Source organism: Halalkalibacter wakoensis JCM 9140 (assembly GCF_000513095.1).
Lineage (GTDB): Bacteria > Bacillota > Bacilli > Bacillales > Bacillaceae_D > Halalkalibacter > Halalkalibacter wakoensis.
Genome location: NZ_BAUT01000137.1, coordinates 1 through 3,460, shown reverse-complemented (window position 1 = coordinate 3,460; position 3,460 = coordinate 1). Strand labels below are relative to the sequence as shown.

Below are 3,460 nucleotides of genomic sequence, written 5' to 3'. Positions count from 1 at the left end.
GAAAAAGGTCTGGATTCATGCCATTCAAACGCCGTGAGAGCTGAGAGATACTGATCGAATCAAGGTTGACACCTTTTTGAAGCTGGTCATCGAAAAGACAATCACTCAGCGCATGAAGACTTTCTACTTCTTCGAGCTGGGCGTAGAGTAATAATTTCAAAAATGATTCCGTCGTAAGTTTTTTCGTATAGAAATCTAATTTCAATGTTTTCACTTGATCATCAAATAATTCGAAATTTATCGGTGAAAACCATTGTCCAAATGAAGTTTTTCGTGTAATCTTATCCATGCGAATGTTCCTTTATTTTTGGATTTGGACGGGATTACCACCTGACTTATCCATTATAAAGGACTTTTTTTATGCACAAAATAAAATTATTGAACATTTTGAGTATTTCTAATAGTTTAATTAAATTAATGCAACACTAGTGAGAATTTATGAAGAAATAAAATTAAACTGCATCTTCATAAAAACGTCACACTTATTTTTCTCTGAAAAAATAAACAAAAAGCTAAATTACGCCAATCAATTTTCCTTTTTTAGAAGGATACAATTATCCTTTATTAAAAGATATATGTGAAATACATCACCTTTACACAGACCCAAAGCTCTTGTTAATTCTGTAGGAATACGAATAGAGCCTCTTTCACTCACTATCATTTTATTATCAAGAGAATGATCGGAGTTTTTTTTAATAATTAGATCTTTTAAGCCATCTGCTAATCCTACTGCAACCTCTTCTCCAGGTAAGATATTTAATTTCCTCCTAATTGAACTGGGAATGGTAATGTGCTGCTTATCCTTAAGACTACACATCAAATTACTATCAGTTAATTCTTTAACTTTTTCTTTAAAATTACTACTTATTAACATTAATCTCACCTCATTTCAATGACTATTAATAGAATAGGATTGAAATTTAAAGAAAGTGTGAAGAAGTTGCAAAAATTTTATTGGTACATTTTGTGAACTAATTTTTGCTTAAATAGTTTTTAACCAATTGACGATTCATAAGAAAACACATTACCCTTTGTACGGATAATGTGTTTTCTTTAAAACATAAATCACTTACTTAAACCTTCAATAATTACATTAATGTTTGACTCCATCATTTTTAAATAAGTATCCCCATCTGTTCCTGCTTTTCCAAGAGAATCTGTATAAACAGTGCCTACAATAGGTACACCCGTTTCTTGTGATACAGTTTCCATGGTACGGCGATCTACACTTGTTTCAATAAAAAGAGATGTTATCCCTTTATCTCGCACTAGATCTATTACATCACGCATTTGTTGAGGAGAGCCTTGATTTTCAGAATTAATTTCCCAAATATACCCTGTTTCTATGTCATAGGCGGCACCAAAATATTTAAATGCCCCTTCACTTGTAATTAAAAATCGCTTATTCTCATCGATAGTCGCAATGCTTTCAATCGCTTTCTCATGCAGTTCGGATAGCTCTTGTATATATTGAGTAGCATTTTCTACATAAATACTCTCATTCTCGGGGTCTTCTTTAATTAATGCATCGCGTATATTTTCAGTATACGTAATTCCGTTACGCAAATCGAGCCAAGCATGTGGATCAGCTTCCTCTTCTAAGCCTTTGGATTCTAAAAGAATCGGTACTACTCCTTCACTCACTAGATAAACGGGTGCATCCTCATCTCCTTTTCCGGCAACTTCAATTAACTTCCTAAACCATCCGTTTCCTTCTTCTAAGTTTAACCCATTATAAAAGACAACATCTGCATCAGTTGTTTTCTTAACATCCTCTGGAAGTGGGTCATATTCGTGTGGATCTGCACCGATGGGGGTTAAATTATAAATTTCTACTATATCTCCTCCGACATTTTTTGTAATATCATAAATAATAGAATAAGTCGTGACAACCTCCAATTTTTGATTCGTACTTTCTTCTTGACCAGTCGGTTTACTACCACATGCCCCAAGTAAAAACAGTGTAAGAATTGTAGTAATAAATAATAAATTTCTCATATTTCCTCTCCCTTTTACGAATATTATTTTAGACATTTGATTGTGTTACCAGCGCTCTATTTTTTCGAGCACGTAAAGAACGCCATAACAACCCTTGTTTAGGTGATAAGAAAAATGCCATGGCAAAAAATGTACTTGCTACAACGACAATCGTTGGTCCAGAAGCTAAATTATACGAAAAGCTAAAATAAAGACCAATTATTGAAGCAACAACGCCAAAACCAGCTGCTAGAAAAACCATAATCCCCAAGTGATTCGTCAAGAGGTAGGCAGTTGCTGCAGGTGTTATTAACATCGCTACAACTAATACAATCCCGACTGTTTGCAATGAAGCAACTGTAGCCATTGTTAAAAGGGCCATTAACAGATAATGTATGATTTTATTAGGTAAGCCATAAGCTGCTGACATAGTAGGATCAAAGGTCGTAACAAGTAACTCTTTAAAAAATAGATAGACAGATAGTAATACTATGACTGTAACAATTAAGGTCATCCACATTTCAGAGGTAGGGACAGCCAGAACATTCCCAAATAAGATATGGTATAAATCGGTGCTACTTTGCAAGAAAGTAATAACGATAATTCCCACTGCAAAAGCAGCAGTAAACATGATGCCAATCGATGTATCATCTTTAATCCGACTATTTTGACTAATATAGCCAATGGCAATCGCTGTAAGTAAACCAGTCACTACAGCACCATAAAAAATATTGATTCCTAGCATATAAGAGATCGCAACCCCTGGAAGAACAGCATGCGAAATGGCATCCCCCATTAAGGACATCCCTCTTAAAATGATAAAACAACCTATAACTCCACAAACAATCCCTACTAGAACTGATGTAAGTAATGCTCTTTGTAAAAACTCATATTGTAAAATAGACTCATAGAAAGCAATTATACTCATGATATTGTCATCCCCATTTCCTCTAAAAAGGATAATTGTCCATGGTAAGCTTTCGAAATTATCTCTGGTCGACATACCTCGTGTACAGATCCATATTTGATTAGTTCTTTATTTAGTAACAACAACTCATCAAAATACGCACCTGCTTTACTTAAATCATGATGGACAATGAAAACGGTTTTTCCTTCATCTCGCTGTTCACGCAAAATGTTAATAATGGTTTCCTCACTTGTCACATCGATCCCGACAAATGGTTCATCAAGAAAAAACAATTCTGGATTTTGAGCTAACGCCCTAGCAACGAATACTCGTTGCTGTTGCCCACCCGATAACTCTCCAATTTGACGCTGACTATACTCTTTCATCCCAACTTTTTTTAAACATTCATAGGCCCATTCTCTTTCTCTTTTCTTTGGTCGTTTAAACAAGCCAAGTTTCGGATATGTTCCGATCAAGACTGTATCAATCACTGTAATAGGGAAGTCCCAGTCAATAGTGCTACGTTGAGGGACATAGGCAATTTTCTCCCGCATTTCCTGAATCGATTTACCTGCG

General features: G+C 35.0%; 5 protein-coding genes. All 5 read right to left on the bottom strand.

Going from position 1 to position 3,460, the window contains the following annotated elements; all coding sequences use genetic code 11:
• Window positions 1-289: DUF4372 domain-containing protein (locus tag JCM9140_RS21695; RefSeq protein ID WP_034751695.1), on the bottom strand; the 289-nt coding region annotated here is incomplete at its 3' end.
• 237 nt (window positions 290-526) lie between these two features.
• Window positions 527-874, bottom strand: a complete 348-nt coding sequence (locus JCM9140_RS21690; protein WP_003322885.1) for an AbrB/MazE/SpoVT family DNA-binding domain-containing protein — start codon at window positions 872-874, stop codon at window positions 527-529.
• A gap of 191 nt (window positions 875-1,065) precedes the next feature.
• Window positions 1,066-1,998 carry a metal ABC transporter substrate-binding protein gene (locus JCM9140_RS21685; RefSeq protein ID WP_034633144.1) on the bottom strand — a complete coding sequence of 311 codons (933 nt, stop codon included), beginning with the start codon at window positions 1,996-1,998 and terminating at the stop codon, window positions 1,066-1,068.
• Between the two features lie 28 nt (window positions 1,999-2,026).
• Window positions 2,027-2,905, bottom strand: coding sequence for a metal ABC transporter permease (locus JCM9140_RS21680; protein ID WP_034633145.1), 879 nt, complete (start codon window positions 2,903-2,905; stop codon window positions 2,027-2,029).
• On the bottom strand, window positions 2,902-3,460 hold a 559-nt coding region (locus JCM9140_RS21675), incomplete at its 5' end, for a metal ABC transporter ATP-binding protein (RefSeq protein ID WP_034751690.1). The genes JCM9140_RS21675 and JCM9140_RS21680, both read right to left, overlap by 4 nt.